This window comes from Frankia sp. AgKG'84/4, from assembly GCF_023242965.2.
Taxonomy (GTDB): domain Bacteria; phylum Actinomycetota; class Actinomycetes; order Frankiales; family Frankiaceae; genus Frankia.
The window spans coordinates 1-1,306 of sequence record NZ_JALKFU020001118.1; the positions used below are offsets into that span (position 1 = coordinate 1).

A 1,306-nucleotide genomic window follows, 5' to 3' on the forward strand; every position below is an offset into this window, starting at 1 on the left:
CGGGGGGGCGGGCGGACCGCGCGGCGATGGCGGGCGCCCGCGAGCCGGTCGCCGGGAGTCCGGCCGTCCGGAGACCGAGCGCGATCAGACCCAGGCGATCAGCGAGGCCGTCGACGAGCTGTGCGCCGAGGGGCCGGGCGACATCCTGGTGTTCCTCAGCGGCGAACGGGAGATCCGCGACACCGCCGAGGTGCTGTCCCGCGAGCAGCGCCCGCATACCGAGATCGTGCCGCTCTACGCCCGGCTGTCCGCGGGCGAGCAGCACCGCGTCTTCGAGCCGCACACCGGCCGCCGCGTGGTGCTCGCGACCAACGTCGCCGAGACCTCGCTGACCGTCCCCGGCATCCGCTACGTCGTCGACCCGGGCACCGCGCGCATCTCCCGGTACAGCCACCGGACGAAGGTGCAGCGGCTGCCGATCGAACCGGTCTCGCAGGCTTCGGCGAACCAGCGCAAGGGCCGCTGCGGGCGGACGTCCGACGGCATCTGCATCCGGCTGTACAGCGAGTCGGACTTCACCGGCCGCCCGGAGTTCACCGACCCGGAGATCCTGCGGACGAACCTCGCCTCGGTGCTGTTGCGGATGGCGGACCTGGGCCTCGGCGAGGTCGCCGAGTTCGGTTTCCTCGACCCGCCCGACCCCCGCCAGATCAACGACGGCGAGCTCCTGCTCACCGAACTCGGCGCGTTCGACACCACCACGCCGGCGGAGGTGGCCGGGCACGGCGCACCGCCCGGACGGGGACGCCAGGGCATCGGCGGACGCCGGCTGAGCACGACCGGGCGGCGCCTCGCGCAGATCCCGGTGGATCCGCGCCTGGCCAGGATGGTGCTCGCCGGGGACGAGCAGGGCTGCCTGCGGGAGGTCCTCGTCATCGCCTCCGCCCTGGCCATCCAGGATCCGCGGGACCGGCCGGTCGAACACCAGCAGGCTGCCGACGAGCGCCACGCCCGCTTCGCCGATCCGACGTCGGACTTCCTCGCCTACCTGAATCTGTGGAACTACCTGCGTGACGCCCGCGGGGAGCTGTCCGCCAACCAGTTCCGCCGGAGGTGCCGCACCGAGTTCCTGAACTACCTGCGGGTACGGGAGTGGCAGGACGTCCACGGCCAGCTGATGGCCGTCGCCCGCAGCCTCAAGCTCGCGCTCGGCGACGCGGACGGCCCGCCGGCCGACCCCCGCGCGGTGCACCAGGCGCTGCTCACCGGCCTGCTCTCGCACGTCGGCCGCTTCGACACCGAACGGCGGGACTACGCCGGGGCCCGCGGCGGACGCTTCGCGCTGTGGCCCGGGTCGGCGCTGGCC

At 74.0% G+C, this 1,306-nt stretch carries 1 protein-coding gene; it reads left to right on the forward strand.

Annotation, left to right across the window (positions count from 1 at the left end; translation table 11 throughout):
- The coding region (locus MXD58_RS27770) for a helicase-related protein (protein WP_284678933.1) at positions 1 to 1,306 on the forward strand (1,306 nt) is incomplete at both ends.